12 protein-coding genes, 3 tRNA genes and 1 rRNA gene (1 of these 16 cut by a window edge) are annotated in these 15826 nt (G+C 50.7%); 11 read left to right on the top strand and 5 right to left on the bottom strand.

Annotation, left to right across the window (positions count from 1 at the left end; genetic code table 11):
• From LK436_RS00640 to LK436_RS00625, 4 genes are all read left to right on the top strand, one after another.
• Window positions 1-2152 (top strand): 23S ribosomal RNA (locus LK436_RS00640) (it extends 734 nt beyond the left edge of the window).
• Between the two features lie 118 nt (window positions 2153-2270).
• A tRNA-Asn gene (locus LK436_RS00635) sits at window positions 2271-2343 on the top strand.
• A gap of 97 nt (window positions 2344-2440) precedes the next feature.
• Window positions 2441-2512 (top strand) — tRNA-Glu (locus LK436_RS00630).
• A gap of 4 nt (window positions 2513-2516) precedes the next feature.
• A tRNA-Cys gene (locus tag LK436_RS00625) sits at window positions 2517-2587 on the top strand.
• 255 nt (window positions 2588-2842) lie between these two features.
• On the opposite strand, the gene LK436_RS00620 is transcribed toward LK436_RS00625, so the two are convergent.
• Together LK436_RS00620 and LK436_RS00615 are read right to left on the bottom strand one after the other, a co-directional pair.
• The gene (locus LK436_RS00620) at window positions 2843-3397 is read right to left on the bottom strand and encodes a flavodoxin family protein (RefSeq protein WP_008397138.1); all 555 of its coding nucleotides are present in this window, start codon (window positions 3395-3397) and stop codon (window positions 2843-2845) included.
• Between the two features lie 26 nt (window positions 3398-3423).
• The gene (locus tag LK436_RS00615) at window positions 3424-3996 is read right to left on the bottom strand and encodes a flavin reductase family protein (RefSeq protein WP_044930911.1); all 573 of its coding nucleotides are present in this window, start codon (window positions 3994-3996) and stop codon (window positions 3424-3426) included.
• Window positions 3997-4142: 146 nt separating this feature from the next.
• On the opposite strand from LK436_RS00615, the gene LK436_RS00610 reads away from it, so the two are divergent.
• Both LK436_RS00610 and LK436_RS00605 read left to right on the top strand, forming a co-directional pair.
• Complete coding sequence (locus tag LK436_RS00610) at window positions 4143-4475, top strand: winged helix-turn-helix transcriptional regulator (protein ID WP_008397140.1); 333 nt, start codon at window positions 4143-4145, stop codon at window positions 4473-4475.
• Window positions 4476-4619: 144 nt separating this feature from the next.
• Window positions 4620-5288, top strand: coding sequence for an ATP-binding protein (locus LK436_RS00605; RefSeq protein WP_008397141.1), 669 nt, complete (start codon window positions 4620-4622; stop codon window positions 5286-5288).
• Window positions 5289-5559: 271 nt separating this feature from the next.
• On the opposite strand, the gene LK436_RS00600 is transcribed toward LK436_RS00605, so the two are convergent.
• Window positions 5560-6510, bottom strand: coding sequence for a LysR family transcriptional regulator (locus LK436_RS00600; protein WP_044930913.1), 951 nt, complete (start codon window positions 6508-6510; stop codon window positions 5560-5562).
• A 303-nt stretch (window positions 6511-6813) separates the two neighbouring features.
• Here LK436_RS00600 and LK436_RS00595 point away from each other — a divergent pair, with 303 nt between their 5' ends.
• The 3 genes from LK436_RS00595 (at window position 6814) to LK436_RS00585 (ending at window position 9875) form a co-directional block, all read left to right on the top strand.
• On the top strand, window positions 6814-8001 hold the full coding sequence (locus LK436_RS00595; protein WP_008397145.1) for a pyridoxal phosphate-dependent aminotransferase: 1188 nt from the start codon (window positions 6814-6816) through the stop codon (window positions 7999-8001).
• A gap of 71 nt (window positions 8002-8072) precedes the next feature.
• On the top strand, window positions 8073-8999 hold the full coding sequence (locus LK436_RS00590; RefSeq protein WP_008397146.1) for a fumarylacetoacetate hydrolase family protein: 927 nt from the start codon (window positions 8073-8075) through the stop codon (window positions 8997-8999).
• An 81-nt stretch (window positions 9000-9080) separates the two neighbouring features.
• Window positions 9081-9875, top strand: a complete 795-nt coding sequence (locus LK436_RS00585; RefSeq protein WP_008397147.1) for an SDR family oxidoreductase — start codon at window positions 9081-9083, stop codon at window positions 9873-9875.
• A 53-nt stretch (window positions 9876-9928) separates the two neighbouring features.
• Here LK436_RS00585 and aroD read toward each other — a convergent pair whose 3' ends face one another.
• A complete protein-coding gene (aroD, locus tag LK436_RS00580) occupies window positions 9929-10705 on the bottom strand; it encodes a type I 3-dehydroquinate dehydratase (RefSeq protein WP_008397148.1) in 777 nt (258 codons plus the stop codon).
• Window positions 10706-10761: 56 nt separating this feature from the next.
• Complete coding sequence (locus LK436_RS00575; protein ID WP_008397149.1) at window positions 10762-12108, bottom strand: glycosyltransferase family 4 protein; 1347 nt, start codon at window positions 12106-12108, stop codon at window positions 10762-10764.
• Between the two features lie 105 nt (window positions 12109-12213).
• Between LK436_RS00575 and LK436_RS00570 the strand changes: the two genes are divergently transcribed.
• Both LK436_RS00570 and LK436_RS00565 read left to right on the top strand, forming a co-directional pair.
• On the top strand, window positions 12214-12387 hold the full coding sequence (locus tag LK436_RS00570) for a hypothetical protein (protein WP_227910143.1): 174 nt from the start codon (window positions 12214-12216) through the stop codon (window positions 12385-12387).
• A gap of 486 nt (window positions 12388-12873) precedes the next feature.
• Window positions 12874-15558, top strand: a complete 2685-nt coding sequence (locus LK436_RS00565; protein WP_008397153.1) for a cation-translocating P-type ATPase — start codon at window positions 12874-12876, stop codon at window positions 15556-15558.
• Window positions 15559-15826 lie beyond the last annotated feature (268 nt).

Here is a 15826-nt window from a genome sequence, read left to right as displayed (position 1 = left end):
TTGAAGTTCCCGTAAAAGGGAATGGAGGACCGAACGCACATCCGTTGAAAAGGGTGGCGATGAGGTGTGGATAGGGGAGAAATTCCAATCGAACCCGGAGATAGCTGGTTCTCCTCGAAATAGCTTTAGGGCTAGCCTCGTATTAGTTTAGCGGAGGTAGAGCACTGAATTTCCTAGGGGGCGTCAAAGTCTACCGAAGAATATCAAACTCCGAATGCCGCATAAATGATGTACGGGAGTCAGACTGCACGAGATAAGTTGGGTAGTCAAAAGGGAAAGAGCCCAGACCTACAGCTAAGGTCCCAAAGTGTGTGTTAAGTGGAAAAGGATGTGGGATTTCGAAGACAACTAGGATGTTGGCTTAGAAGCAGCCACACATTCAAAGAGTGCGTAATAGCTCACTAGTCGAGAGGTCCTGCGCCGAAAATGTCCGGGGCTAAAACACAACACCGAAGCTTAGGAATCCTAAGGGATTGGTAGAGGAGCATTCTATACGGGAGGAAGCAGTACCGATAAGGAGCTGTGGACTGTATAGAAGAGAGAATGCCGGAATGAGTAGCGAGATGGAGGTGGGAATCCTCCAGGCCGAATATCTAAGGTTTCCAGAGTAAAGCTGATCTGCTCTGGGTAAGTCGGGGCCTAAGGCGAGGTCGAAAGACGTAGTCGATGGACAACAGGTTGAAATTCCTGTACCACATATCATCAGAACTGTGGGGACACAGAACCGGAGGAAAACCCGGGAATGAAAAGACCGGGGCAAGCAGAGGACTGGTCAGGCTGGCAAATCCGCCTGGCAACAGGAGACTGTGACGCGTACCGAACAGAAGTAGGGAAGTTTCCGTAGGGGCTGTCGAGAAAAGCCGCTATTGTGTGATATGTGCCCGTACCGTAAACCGACACAGGTGGATGAGGAGAGAATCCTAAGGCCGGCGGGAGAAGCATTGTTAAGGAACTCGGCAAAATGACCCTGTAACTTCGGGAGAAAGGGTGCCATCGAAAGGTGGCCGCAGAGAATAGGCTCAAGCAACTGTTTAGCAAAAACACAGGTCTATGCAAAACCGTAAGGTGAGGTATATGGGCTGACGCCTGCCCGGTGCTGGAAGGTTACGAGGAGAGGTTAGGGAAACCGAAGCTTTGAATCTAAGCCCCAGTAAACGGCGGCCGTAACTATAACGGTCCTAAGGTAGCGAAATTCCTTGTCGGGTAAGTTCCGACCCGCACGAAAGGCGTAATGATTTGAGCGCTGTCTCGACAATGCACCCGGTGAAATTGAAATACCAGTGAAGATGCTGGTTACCTGCGCCAGGACGGAAAGACCCCATGGAGCTTTACTCTAGCTTGATACTGGGATTCGGTACTGCATGTACAGGATAGGTGGGAGACGAAGAAGACGGGACGCCAGTTTCGTCGGAGTCGCTGTTGGGATACCACCCTTGTGGTACTGGGTTTCTAACCAGCTGCCGTGACCCGGCAGTGGGACAATGTCAGGTGGGGAGTTTGACTGGGGCGGTCGCCTCCGAAAGGGTATCGGAGGCGCTCAAAGGTTCCCTCAGAATGGTCGGAAACCATTCAAAGAGTGCAAAGGCAGAAGGGAGCTTGACTGCGAGACCGACGGGTCGAGCAGGTACGAAAGTAGGACTTAGTGATCCGGTGGTATGAAAGTGGGATTGCCATCGCTCAACGGATAAAAGCTACCCTGGGGATAACAGGCTTATCACTCCCAAGAGTTCACATCGACGGAGTGGTTTGGCACCTCGATGTCGGCTCATCGCATCCTGGGGCTGAAGTAGGTCCCAAGGGTTGGGCTGTTCGCCCATTAAAGCGGTACGCGAGCTGGGTTCAGAACGTCGTGAGACAGTTCGGTCCCTATCCGGCGCGGGCGTAGGATATTTGAGAGGAGCTGTCCTTAGTACGAGAGGACCGGGATGGACTGACCTCTGGTGTATCTGTTAGACTATCAAGTCTATGGCAGAGTAGCCAAGTCGGGACGGGATAAACGCTGAAGGCATCTAAGCGTGAAGCCCCCCTCAAGATGAGATATCCCATACGCAAGTAGTAAGACCCCTTGAAGACGACGAGGTAGATAGGGCAGAGGTGGAAGTGCAGTAATGCATGGAGCTGACTGTTACTAATCGGTCGAGGGCTTAACCAAGAGGTTGGGTAGGAAGGATGGAAAGGTAGGAAGAAGGAAGAGCGGAAGTTCAATGTGTGGTTTTGAGGGTATGTATGAATACCCCAGATACCGGAGAGAAAGAATCCGGGGGAAGTAATCCTCCTTAGCTCAGTCGGTAGAGCATGCGGCTGTTAACCGCAGTGTCGTTGGTTCGAGTCCAACAGGGGGAGTTTTTTAAACACCTCAACATAGAACTTAATTGACAATTGCTCGAATTTATGGTAAGATAGCAGAGCGAAGCAGTTAAACTGTGGAGCTTTAAAGTAAGGCCCCATGGTCAAGCGGTTAAGACATCGCCCTTTCACGGCGGTAACACGAGTTCGAATCTCGTTGGGGTCATTATGGCGACATAGCCAAGTGGTAAGGCGTGGGTCTGCAACACCCTGATCACCAGTTCAAATCTGGTTGTCGCCTCTCTGAGGAATCATCGGAAGATGGTTCCTTTTTTGTTGTGCAGGAAAAATTTTGTTCTATAGGGAAGAACTTGCTTTGTGAAAGCATAAAGATGGTGGCTCTGTCTGAAGGGGAAATGTTCTGATAAATCCTGCAGCTGAAAAGGAAAGAAAAAGCCGGCAGCTGCAGTGTTATCCGCATGCTGTCGGCTCTGTCAAAACAACGTTCTGCCTGAACAGGTCACTTTTTCCATGGCCAAAGACCTGCGCCATGTTTTTATTCCGGAATCGATTTTCCAAGCTCCCAGGCCTTCTGGATTTCCGGTTTTCCGATAATATCGCCCGCATCTCCATTGCCGCCTGCCAGTACATGACCGAGATTAGTCCAGCGCAGAAGCTTCATCAGGTGATCGAAGTAGGACAGAACGTCCTCAAAATCATGTCCTTCCGCGGCCATCAGCAGTGCGCAGGCCCTGTCATGGCCGCGCAGCAGGTTTCCGTCTCCCTCTTCCAGGGCAAACAGGCGGTCAACAGCTGTTCTGAGCTGGCCGCTCATATTCCAATAATAGAGGGGTGTGGCCAAAACGATCACATCACAGTTTTTTACAGCAGGATAGATTCGGTTCATGTCGTCTGCCTGGACACAGGGACATTCCCGGCTGCTGTGTCCTCCAAAACACCCTTTGCACCCGTGGATCTCCATGCTGTCCAGAAAAAATTCTGTCACCGCATGTCCTGCGCTTTCTGCACCTTCGGTAAATGCCCTGACAAGGGCAGATGTGTTTCCGTTCCTTCTCGGACTTCCGTTTAAAATGACAATATTTTTACTCATCCTGACACCTCGCTTGTGATGATGGTTTATTTTATCATTAAATCTGCACCGCTGTGCCATGCCTGCCCCACCTTTTCGCCGATCGCATAATAGCCGTTCTGCATCTGATCAAAGGCGAAAGCGTGAATTTTGCTGGCGTCAATGTTTCCAGCCCCGTCCAACACTTTCTCATCTGCAATTACATTGACGATTTTTCCGAGAACCCGCAGGCCATATGGCTGGGACTGCATTTCAATGACCTGGCATTCCAGCGTGATGGGGTATTCGGTAATGACCGGCGCATCGACTCTCTCACTTCTGACCGCATGAAGCCCGCTGCGCTCGAATTTGTCTGCCATCTTGTTGGCTGTGGCGATTCCCAAAAAATCAGACTCTCTGAGCGTATCGGTTCCCGGCACAGCCAGAGTAAACGCTTTCCTTGATTCAATATTGGCGACAGTTTTGTGCTCGGCTTCCAGATTCAGTGCAACCATATCTTCTGCGCAGATGCCGCCCCAGGCCATCATCATCACATCGACCGTATCATCTTCATTGTAAGTGCCGATCATATAGGTTGGCATAGGAAATAAATAGGGTTTTGCATGAAAGTTCTTTGTCATAATCATCGCTCCTTCTGTGTCTGTAAAATTGACTTTACCTGTTCCTGATATTATAATCATAACGAGAATGAGATAAAAAACAAGTACGCACATTTAAGTGAGATACTTACAGCAAATTTATATACTTACCTGAAGGAGAGTGTAAAATGAGAGAGAGGTGCATTGCAGATGAATGCCTCAGTACCACGGGGTTCAGCTATACTCTGTCACTGATTAACGGAAAATATAAGATGACGATTCTTTATACCCTTATGGAGTTTGGGGTGGTACGTTTCAATGAGATCAAAAAATATATCGGAGGAATTTCCTATAAGACACTCAGTGCCACTCTGAAAGAACTGGAAAGAGATCAGCTCGTCCACCGGGAGGAATACCCTCAAATTCCCCCGAAAGTGGAGTACAGCCTGACAGAAAGAGGGAGGTCACTGATACCGATTCTGGACGGAATGTGTGAGTGGGGGGATAAAAACCGACTCTAATCTTTCCGCAAGGACAGCTGGGAGCAGAACCTCCTTTTTATGAGATAAAAAAGAGTTCTGCGTTGTAATTCCAACATACAAAGTTCACCTGATAGGATATAATCAGCTTGCAGCATCAATGGAAGCAGGAGGAAAAAGAGAACGATGATCCGGAGAATTATAAGTATTGACGAGGAGAAATGCAACGGCTGCGGTCTGTGCGCCAGAGCCTGCCATGAGGGAGCTATTGGAATGATAGACGGGAAGGCCAGGCTTCTGAGGGATGATTACTGCGACGGACTGGGGGACTGTCTGCCGGCGTGCCCGACCGGGGCGATCACCTTTACCGAGAGGGAGGCAGCGGCCTACGACGAGGAGGCTGTGAGGGAAAACAGAAGGAGAATACAGGCAGGAGAGAAGAGAAAGGAAGATGATATACGGCCGGAGGCAGGAACGCACTCTTCTTGGCTTCGGCAGTGGCCGGTACAGATTAAGCTGGCCCCTGTGAATGCACCATATTTTGACAGCGCGGATCTTCTCATTGCTGCGGACTGCACGGCATACGCCTATGGAAATTTTCACCAACAGTTTATGAAGGAGAAGGTAACGCTGATTGGATGTCCGAAGCTGGATGCCTGCGACTACACAGAAAAGCTGAGCGCTGTCCTTTCACAGAACCGTATCAGGAGCGTGACTGTGGTGAGGATGGAGGTTCCATGCTGCGGAGGAATGGAAAGGGCGGCAGCCCAGGCGTTAAGAGAAAGCAGGAAAGCTGTGCCGTTTCGGGTTGTGACGATTTCCGTGGACGGAAGAATCCTGGAGGAATCTCTGTAAGAAAAATTCTGGAGGGAGAGCTGTCTGAAAAAGACCGGGGAGAGATAGGACTCCGTCTGGCAGAAATGGATGAAAAAAGACCCCGGTTGAAATATACAGGAAATTGCCGGGATGAGGATGCAGAAGAAAATTATACGCCCTGGAGAACCGGCAGAGAAAAAGGCTGCTGCAGGAAAGTTGTCATACAGGATATTGGGACAGAACAGTGAGAATCTGTCTTGCATTTTGTATTCCAGTTTTTCTGCAGCAGTTTTTTATTTATCAGACTTTCTTATCTTTGCAGAAGACTCTGACTCCAGAGGTAGTCCAGCAGCTTTTGCTGTCTCACGTCCGGCTCCTGCCTGCGCTGGGAGAGATAGATATTGCGCACAGCAGCCGGATCGTCCAGCTGATAGAATACGACTCCCTCAGCCGGCGGCGCATATTCGGAGATGGTTGAGCGCAGAAAAGAGACTCCCTGCCCCTCACAGATTAAGTAGTAAACCGTCATCATCTGTGTCAGATACATGGAAACCTTTGGAGCAAAGCCGGCATGACGGCACAGTTCGATACTTCTCTGATAGATGTCATTTCCCTGGGAAAGCAGCAGAAAGGGCTGCTCCCTGAAGGCACTGAGGGGAACCGGGGGCTTCTCAATTGCCTGCGATTTCCTGTTTTGAAATTCGTTGAAGCTGTAGCAGTAATCCTGAAGCTCCCGGTTGATGGGAAAGGCGGAGGGAACAGCCAGCACGATCTCCTCCACAGCCCAGGCTGTTGACTGAATCTTTGGGCCTTTCAGTGCCTCTGCTTCCAGAATAAAATCAATCTTTTGCTCCAGCAGCTTTCCAAGCAGTGTCTGGCTGTCCCCCTCCGTGAAGGTCAGGGTAATCTGCGGATTCATGGCACGAAATTCCTGCAGAAGATTTGGCAGGACATAGGTGCAGAAGAACATGGAGCTTCCGATATTTAATCCCTCGTCCGTCTTCATGCTCAGCTCCTGGAAATGGCGGCGCATTTCATCCTCGATGGCCATCACTTTTCTGGCCTGTTCCACATAGTATTCCCCTGCCGGCGTCAGGGAGATGGGGGTAGTGCTGCGGTCAAAAAGAGGTATTTTTATCTCCTGCTCTACCTTTTTTACTACTGAGCTGAGCCATGGCTGAGATACATAGAGCTTCTGAGCTGCCCTGGAAAAGCTCTTTTCCTCGCTGATGGCACAGATGTATTCCTTATAATCAAGCATATCAAATCCTCCTTGCAGACGGCTGTCTGCAGCCATATGCATGTCTATAACAAATCAGAGATAAACCGTTTAAGTTTTACGTATTTTACTTTCCCGCCTCCTCTTTATACAATAAGGACAAGAAAAACACAGATGGTTCAGACAGAAAGGAGCGGAAGAATGAAACAGTATCATCATATCGGATACATGTAGTACTGTCAACCGGCAAAACGGCTGCAGGCAGAGAACAGAATCAATCAGCTCCCAAACGGGAGAACCAGATCGGGCCGAAGAAAACGGTGCGGGATAAAAGGAGGAACAAATATGGAACTGAGGACAGCAGAGAGAATGGATAAGCTGGTTCCATCTGGGATCAGGAAGGTAAATGAAAAGGCCCTGGCCATGGAACGCAACGGAGAGAGGGTGCTTCACTTTGAGTTGGGACGTCCTGACTTTGATACGCCGGAATATATCAAAAGGGCGTGTATAGAGGCTCTGGAGGACGGCGATGTATTTTATACATCCAATTTTGGAACGATGGAGCTTCGCCGGGCTATCGCTGAAAAACTGGTGAAGGAGAACAATGTAAATTACTGTGCAGATGAAATCCTGGTTACAGTGGGATTGTCGGAGGCGGTCTTCGACACACTCTGCTCAATCTTAAATGAAGGCGATGAGATTCTGGTTCCCGACCCGGTGTGGATGAATTATCTGAATGTACCGAAGCTTCTGGGGGCGGTTCCCGTTACATATTCTCTGACGGAGGAACATAATTATCAGATCGACCTGGATGAGCTTCGCAGCAAGGTGACAAAAAAGACAAAGGCTCTTGTGATTGTGACACCGAATAATCCTACAGGAGGAGTTTTAAACAGAAAGACACTGGAGGGACTTGCAGAGCTTGCAGTGGAAAAAGATCTTCTGGTGATTGCCGACGAGATCTACGAGAGACTGATCTATGACGGGGAGAAGCATATAAGCATTGCCTCTCTGCCTGGGATGAAGGAGCGCACCTTCACGATGAACGGATTTTCCAAGGCATACTCCATGACGGGGTGGAGAATCGGTTACGTAGCAGCCCCTAAGGAGTACATTGCAGTTCTCAATAAAATTCATCAGCACAATACGACCTGTGCGCCGTCCTTTGTGCAGAAGGCGGCCATAGCAGCCTTCAGGGAGGAGACAGATGAGGTTGAGAATATGGTCCGGGAATATGAGGAGCGCCGCAACTGTGCAGTGAAGGCTATCAATTCTATTCCGGGTCTGAGCTGTCTGACGCCAAAGGGAGCCTTCTATATCTTTATTAACATAAAGGCGCTGGGACATTCCAGTGCATGGATGGCAGAATACCTTTTGAATGAGGCAAAGGTTGCCCTGGTTCCGGGTGATGTGTTCGGCCCTGGCGGAGAGGGATATTTAAGACTTTCTTTTGCCGCCAGTATGGATGCAGTGAGGGAGGGCTGTCTCAGAATCGCAGAGGCTGTGAAAAAGCTCCAGGAGGGAGAAGCATAGAACAGGCTGAGGTACAAGGAGATAATCAGAAATCTGAGTACGGAAGACAGGGAATAAAAGGAGGAAATTATATGCGTCTTGCTACAGTTAAAATAAATGGAGGAGAAAAAGCAGGTATTGTTACAGCAGAAGGAATTGTCCCGATCTCTGCAGTAAATGCAGCGAAAGGGACTGCCTGGAAGGAAGAGATGTATGAGCTGATCTGTGCGGGCCAGATTCCCGGCATGACTGCCTGGTATAATGAGGGAGGAAAAGAGGAGCTCGAAAAGATGCGGGGGATGATTCCAAAAGAGAAGGCAGTTTATGCACCTCTTTACCGCAATCCGAGAAGAATCTTTGGAATCGGGCTCAATTATACGGAGCATGCAGGGGATATCGGCTCAGCGGCACCCACGGGATTTCCGGGCAGCTTCTTTAAGCAGGCTGACACGCTGATTGGGCCGGGAGATGAGATAAAGCTTCCGGCCCTCAGGGAGGCGCAGAAAACCACGGCGGAGGCCGAGCTCGGCATTATAATGGGATGGGACTGCCGCGATGTGGCAGAGGAGAACTGGGAGCAGGCGATTGTGGGATACACAACTGTTCTCGACATGACCGAGGAGTCGATCCTCAAGGGAAATGACTATGTGCAGGGAAACCCGCGCTATCTTACGATTGTTAAAAATTTTCCGACCTTTTTCTCCTTCGGGCCTGAGCTGGTTACCCCGGATGAGGTGCCTGATGTTCTGAAGCTGGAGGTTCAGAGTGTTCACAACGGAGAACTGTATGCAAAAAATACGGTCAGCAATATGACTCACCGACCGGCCCGCCTTGTTTCCCTGCACAGCAGCATTCAGGGATGGCTTGCCGGCGACGTGCTTTCCACAGGAACGCCGAGGGCCTTCCAGATTCAGGATGGTGACACGGCAGAATGCCGGATTTTCGGACCAGACGGCTTTGAAATGAAACCACTTGTAAATCCTGTGGTGGATTTAAAGCTGCATCCGGAGAAGCGGTAAAATCACAGAGCGAGGAAAGAAGAGCAGAACAGAAAGATGATTCTGGTAAGAAAAATAGTTTCAGAACAGGAGGATTGAAAAATGGATATGGGATTAAAGAATAAGGTAGTTTTATGTATGGCTTCCGCCGCAGGGCTGGGAAAGGGAATTGCCATGGAAATGGCCAGAGAGGGAGCGAAGGTCATGATCAGCACCTCAGAGGCGTTTCAGGATCAGCTGTCTGCCGCTCAGGATGAGATTGAGAGGGAAACAGGAAACCGTCCGGAGGCGTTTCTCTGCGATGTGAATTCTGCAGAGGACATTCAGAAGCTGGTGGATCACACCGTGGAAACGCTGGGAGATATCTGGGCGCTGGTTAATATGTGCCCTGGACCCAAGCCGGGGCCATTTGATTCCTTTAAGGACGAGGACTGGGAAGGGGCATTTCAGCTCTGCCTTCTGTCCTATGTGCGCACGATTCGCGCCTGCCTGCCGTCCATGCGCCGTCTGGGAGGAGGACGGATCGTGAATTCCACCTCTTCCTCTGTGAAAGACTGTCTCGACAACCTGATCCTGTCCAATACCATGCGGATGGGAGTAGTGGGGATGAGCAAGACTCTTGCCTCTGAGCTGGGAAGGGATCAGATTCTGATCAATGTGATTGGGCCTGGCCGTATTGGAACGGCCCGCATTGCCAGTCTGAATGCCATGCGGGCAGAGAAGGCTGGAATTACAGTGGAAGAATATGAGAAACATGATCTGAAAGCCTTCCCGCTGGGACGCTACGGAAATACAGATGAGTATGGACGGCTGGCTGCGTTCCTCTGCTCTGAGGCCAACAGCTATATTTCCGGACAGACAATTCTGTTAGACGGAGGCATGACCAGAGCTTACTGATGGAGGCTTTCCTCTGTAAAAGGCGGCCGTTTCGGCCTTCTGCACAAAAACGCTCAGGCGTTTTTGTGCAGAAGTAAAAGACACCGGTGCAGTTCACTGACCTCCAGCTGCCCCGGCGCAGAGGCCACTCCGGCAGAGCCGAAGGTAAGGGCAGAGCCGAAGGTCTCTCCGCAAATCCGGCTGACAGCACCCAGACTTCCCATGGACATGGTGACAGCAGGGCAGTCAGAAGTCCGGGAAAACTGCTCAGTAGCTGCAAGGAGGGTGAGGACATCGGCCCTGCTCTGGGGCATGACGGCGATTTTGACAATATCTGCGCCGATCTCACGCATCCTTCCCAGTCGGCTTACCAGGGTATCCAGATCCGGCGTTTTCTCAAAATCGTGGCTGGACACAATGGTTTTTATGCCGTGACCCTGGATTTTTTTTACAAGGGCCTCTGCCATGCCGTGTCCGGTGAACAGCTCCACATCGATGAGATCAGCAAGCCCTGAGGCCGCAACGGCCAGGTTCAGCGCCTCGTAGGCGTCAGGACTGATGGAGAGATTGCCTCCTTCTGGAAAGGTGCGGAAGGTGAAAAGAAGGACGGTCTCACCCAGGATGCTGCGGAGATTTCTGAGAATCTCTGCGGCTTTTTTAATATCCGGTTTACCTTCAGAGTCCAGAATACCCTTCAGCCAGTCTGCCCTCCACTCCACCACATCTGCGGGGACGTCAGAAAGTGCCAGGGCTGCGGCTTCAATTTCCTCCGGGCTTGTCCCGACAATAGGGACACAGATTTTTGGGATCCCCTCTCCAAGAATCAGATTTTTTATTTTCAATGGTTTCATATATTCGATCCTTCTTTCATTTATACAGAGTTTTATATGTCTTCCTTCCCATCTGTTTACACAGGAACAGCCTGCAGAAGCCGTTCGGCTGCACCGTCCCAGGAGAGGCGGGCGAGACTTTCCCTAAGCTCGTGTGACGCGGCCAGAGGCGGGCAGGAGAGGGCGGAAGCCTTCTCAATAGCTCTGGCCAGGGCCGATTCAAAGGCGGGAAGCGCCGCCTTTACAGGCTCGTCCTCATTCTCCATGGGCGGAGGGGCCACAAAGGAGGTCCCGTGTCCGGGAAGGTTTTCATCCATCCATGGCCGGATCCCGGGCAGATCAGTGCACACCGTTTTCATACCGCAGGCAAGGGATTCCGCCAGAACCAGAGGAAGGCCCTCGTAGAAGGAGGGGAGCACGAAAATATCGGAGCCGTTCATCAGCTGCGCAAGCTCCGTCTGGGACAGCCTTCCGGCAAACCGGACAGGACAGGGGCATCCAAGCTCTGGGGATGCCAGGTCCAGGATTTCTTTGTATTCCTCCTCGTTTCCATGGCCTCCGGCCAGAGTGAGGGAGAGCCTTTCAGAAAGAGAGGAAGGCAGCAGCCGGAGCGCGCGAAGAAGGCTCATCACACCTTTTTTTTCAGAAATCTTTCCGGCAAATAAAAGGCGCACAGGACGGGAAGAATCTCCGCATACCGCAGGCGCTGCCCTGGACACATCGGGGAGCCTGTGAAAGATCTGGCTGTTGAAGCCGGTTCCCAGGACCTTTACCAGGCGGGGACTGCAGGAAAAGGTGCGGATTATCTCCGCTCCCTGCTCCCGGTGAAGACAGAAGATGACATCAAGGTTTCTGATCTGCTCTATGATCTCTTGGCGCAGAAGCGGATTTTTCTTTATCTGGCGCAGGTCAGAGCCGTGGCAGATTCCGGCAATGACTCCCCTGAAAGGCCGTACAGGGGCAGCGTTTCCGGAAAAGGTCTGACACAGCCGTCCAGGCTCTGCATATGAGCTGCAGGCCGCGGTTTTTTGGGAGGGCAGAAGCTCCCGCACCAGCGCCGTCAGCAGATACAGATGATGGCAGATGATCAGATCAGGCTGGAAGGACCTCACAGAATCTATTATGGAAGCGGAAAAGGAGCGGCAGAACTGCCCGGTCATCTCCGGCGTCATATCCCGGTAGCGGGTGCTCTCATAAGGCATCTCATCAGACATCCCGGCGACAGGGAAGGGGAGAGAGGCGCTCTGATAATAAACCGGGAAGAATGATACCCTGTCCGGAAAGTGGACAGTGTCCTCTTTACAGATTCCGGCGATCACTGCCTGGCTGTGGCCCAGTCGGTCAAAGGCGTTTACAAGCTCAGTCAGATATACACCGCTGCCCGTGCTGTGGGGCTTCTGGGCGGTGATGCTTAATATTTTCATAGACGTATTCTCCTTAGTAAGGGAAGGACGACGGAAAAAACAAAAGTGTCCTGCCCGTTTCTTCCTTCTATCATACAGGAAAAATCAAAGGGATGCCACTGTCTTTTGAGACGGGGAAAAGAATTTCCAGGTACTCATCAGATGAATTTTCATACGGAGAATGCTTTAATGTCCTGTTCTGTCAGCGAAGAAGCTCTGAGCCTTCATCCAATAAAAGCCGGAAGCAGAATAAAATATAAAAATACAGAAAAAGTTGCAAAGATTAAAGATGTTTTTTAACTTATATTGACAACTCTCTTGTTATGGTATAGAATAATCCACAGAAAAATTGAAATCTCAATACAGCGTTAAAAGGGAGTAGTTGCCTTCATGCGATCAACAGTACCCGGCGGGAAAGCCGGTGGTTGCATGATTTCTGTTTATCAATACAAGCTGCAGGAAAACAAGACTTTTAGCATATTTTGGATATGCGGAATGTCTTGTTTTTTATTTGCAATAAAGGCAGATAATAACAGAGAGTGCGGAATAAAGCAGGCAGAGACGGCCGAAAAAGGCAGACCGCTCATTGGGGAATGAGAGCTGCAGGAGCCTTTTCAGGAAAACGCTGGGGAGAGGTTTGCATCAAAAAAGGAAGGAGAGAGGCGCACAGAACATGACGGCCCGTTTTAAAAGACCGGCAGAATCTGCGGGGACTTTTCAGGCGGAAGCGGTGAAACATCCGGAAAATTGCCATTGCCAAAGGGCAGTGGACCAGGAAAGAGAGGAATGACAGACATGAAGGAAAACAGAAAGGAATATCTTCTGTCACACGAGGAGGTCATGAAGGGACTTTCTGTGACAGAGGATGGATTGACGAAGGAAGAGGCGGCAGGAAGGCTGTCGGAGTACGGACCCAACAAGCTGGCCGAGGGAAAAAAGGAGAGCCTTCTGCACAAATTTTTCTCTGAGCTGACGGATCCGATGATTCTTGTACTGATCGCGGCGGCGGTTATATCAGGAATTCTCGCTGTCAGAGAGGGCGAGGGATTTGCAGATACGATTATCATCATGTTTGTTGTGGTGATCAATGCAGTGCTGGGTGTTTATCAGGAGTCCAAGGCCGAGGCGGCCATTGAGGCGCTGCAGCAGATTGCTGCAGCCACGTCGAAGGTGATCAGAGGAGGCCACCAGCTTACGGTAAAGTCGGAGGAGCTGGTTCCCGGCGATGTGATCATCCTGGAGGCGGGAGACTCTGTGCCTGCGGATGCCAGAATCATCGAGTGTGCTTCCATGAAGGTGGAGGAGGCGGCTCTCACAGGAGAGTCTGTGGCTGTTGAGAAGACAGAGCACACGGTGGAGGCTTCCGGAGACGGCGATGTGCCCCTCGGCGACAGAAAGAATATGGTGTACATGGGCTCTGTTGTAGTTTACGGGCGCGGCAGGGCAGTTGTCTGTGCCACGGGTATGAATACTGAGATGGGCAAGATCGCTGATGCCATCGCAAACGCGAAGGAGGAGGAAACTCCGCTTCAGATTAAGTTAAACCAGCTTTCCAAAATCCTGACCTTTATGGTCATCGGAATCTGTGTGCTGGTGTTCGGTGTCAACATTGCAAGGAACATGATGGCTGGAGCCGGAGTAAACGGGGAACTTGTGATTGACACATTTATGGTTGCCGTATCACTGGCTGTTGCGGCGATCCCGGAAGGACTGGCAGCTGTTGTCACGATTCTTCTCTCCATCGGCGTGACCAAGATGTCAAAGAATCATGCCATTATCAGAAAGCTGACAGCTGTGGAAACACTCGGCTGTACACAGATTATCTGCTCTGACAAGACAGGTACGCTGACACAGAACAAAATGACGGTTGTGGAGCATTCCTCCGCCGATGAGACCTTTCTGATCAAAGGAATGGCCCTCTGCTGCGATGCGGAGCTGGAGGAGAATGAGGCGGTGGGAGAACCCACCGAGTGTGCCCTTGTCAATGATGCTCTGAAAGCAGGAATGCCAAAGGGAGAGCTTAAGAAAACGTATGAGCGCGTGGGCGAGGCCCCCTTTGATTCCATGAGGAAGATGATGTCTACCATTCACAGAAATCCGGAGGGAGGCTTCATCCAGTTTACAAAGGGAGCGCCTGACGAGGTGTTAAAGCTCTGTTCAAGGGCATATATAAACGGGGCTGTTGTCCCGATGACAGAGGAAGTAAAGAACCATATTCTCGCCGAGAATAAGAAAATGGCTGATCAGGCCCTGCGTGTGCTCTGCGCTGCCTACAAGGAGTATGACAGCGTGCCGGAGGATACGAGCCCTGCGGCCATTGAGAATAATCTGATTTATCTGGGACTTTCCGGTATGATCGATCCGATCCGCCCGGAGGTGAAGGCGGCTATTGTGGAATGCAGGAGCGCTGGAATCCGCCCGGTTATGATTACAGGCGACCACAAGGATACGGCTGTGGCCATTGCAAAGCAGCTTGGAATACTGGAAGAGGGGCAGCAGGCGATCACCGGAGCGGAATTAAACGCTATCTCCGATGAAGAGCTTGCGAAAACCATTCAGAATTACTCTGTATATGCCCGCGTTCAGCCGGAACACAAAGTGCGCATTGTGACGGCGTGGAAGAAGCTCGGAAAGATTACAGCCATGACAGGCGACGGAGTCAACGACGCCCCGTCTATCAAGTCAGCCGATATTGGAGTGGGCATGGGAATCACGGGAACGGATGTTACCAAGAACGTGGCCGATATGGTCCTGACGGATGACAACTTTGCCACGATCGTCTCTGCAGTGGCTGAGGGCCGAAGAATCTATGACAATATCAGGAAGGCCATCCAGTTTCTGCTCTCCGCAAACCTGGCAGAGGTTATCTCCGTGTTCGCAGCGACGCTTATGGGCTTTACCATTTTAAAGCCGGTTCACCTGCTCTGGATTAACCTGATTACAGACTGCTTCCCTGCGATTTCTCTGGGAATGGAGGAAGCTGAGAAAGATACGATGCAGAGACCTCCGAGGGATTCCAAGGACGGAATTTTTGCAAACGGCATGGGCTTTGACATCGTGTTCCAGGGAATCATGATCACAGTGCTGACCATGGCAGCCTACTTTATCGGCCACTATATGGAGGCTGGAGTGTGGGAGATCACCGATTCGCCGGACGGAATGACCATGGCGTTTTTAACGCTTTCCATGGTGGAGATTTTCCACTCCTTCAACATGAGATCCAGAAGGCATTCTATTTTCACACTGCCAAGGCAGAATAAATATCTGGTTTGGTCGTTTATCGCCTCCCTGATCTGTACCACAGCCGTAATCTATATTCCGGCTCTGAGGGATGCGTTTGAGTTCGAGCATATCTCCCTGGCCGAGTACGGCGCTGCACTTCTTATTTCTGTGATGGTAATACCGATTATGGAAATTGAGAAGGCCATTGAGAGGGCGATTGAGAAGAAGAAAGGAGTTTCCCTGAATTAAAGAAAAGGTGAGGGAAAGGCGAAACGGTAATGCAAAGGCCCGGCATGGACGGCGCAAAGAACGAATAGGAAATAGGAAAAAAAGCAGTAAAAAGAGACGGTAGAAAAAACATCGCAAATGGCCTGAGAGGAACGGAAAGTACCTTTCAGGCCATTTGCGTGCGCATCTTTCGGAAGTGCCTCATATTGCGCGAATCAGGAATTTCCGCGCTGTCTCACGCTTTCTGGCGACGGGGGGAAAGGGCGGTGTTCTTAACCTTCGCGGCTTT

The organism is Clostridium sp. M62/1, assembly GCF_020736365.1.
GTDB classification, from domain to species: Bacteria; Bacillota; Clostridia; order Lachnospirales; family Lachnospiraceae; genus Otoolea; species Otoolea saccharolyticum_A.
The sequence above is the reverse complement of the archived record's forward strand: the minus strand, read 5'-3'. Positions and strand labels throughout refer to the sequence as shown.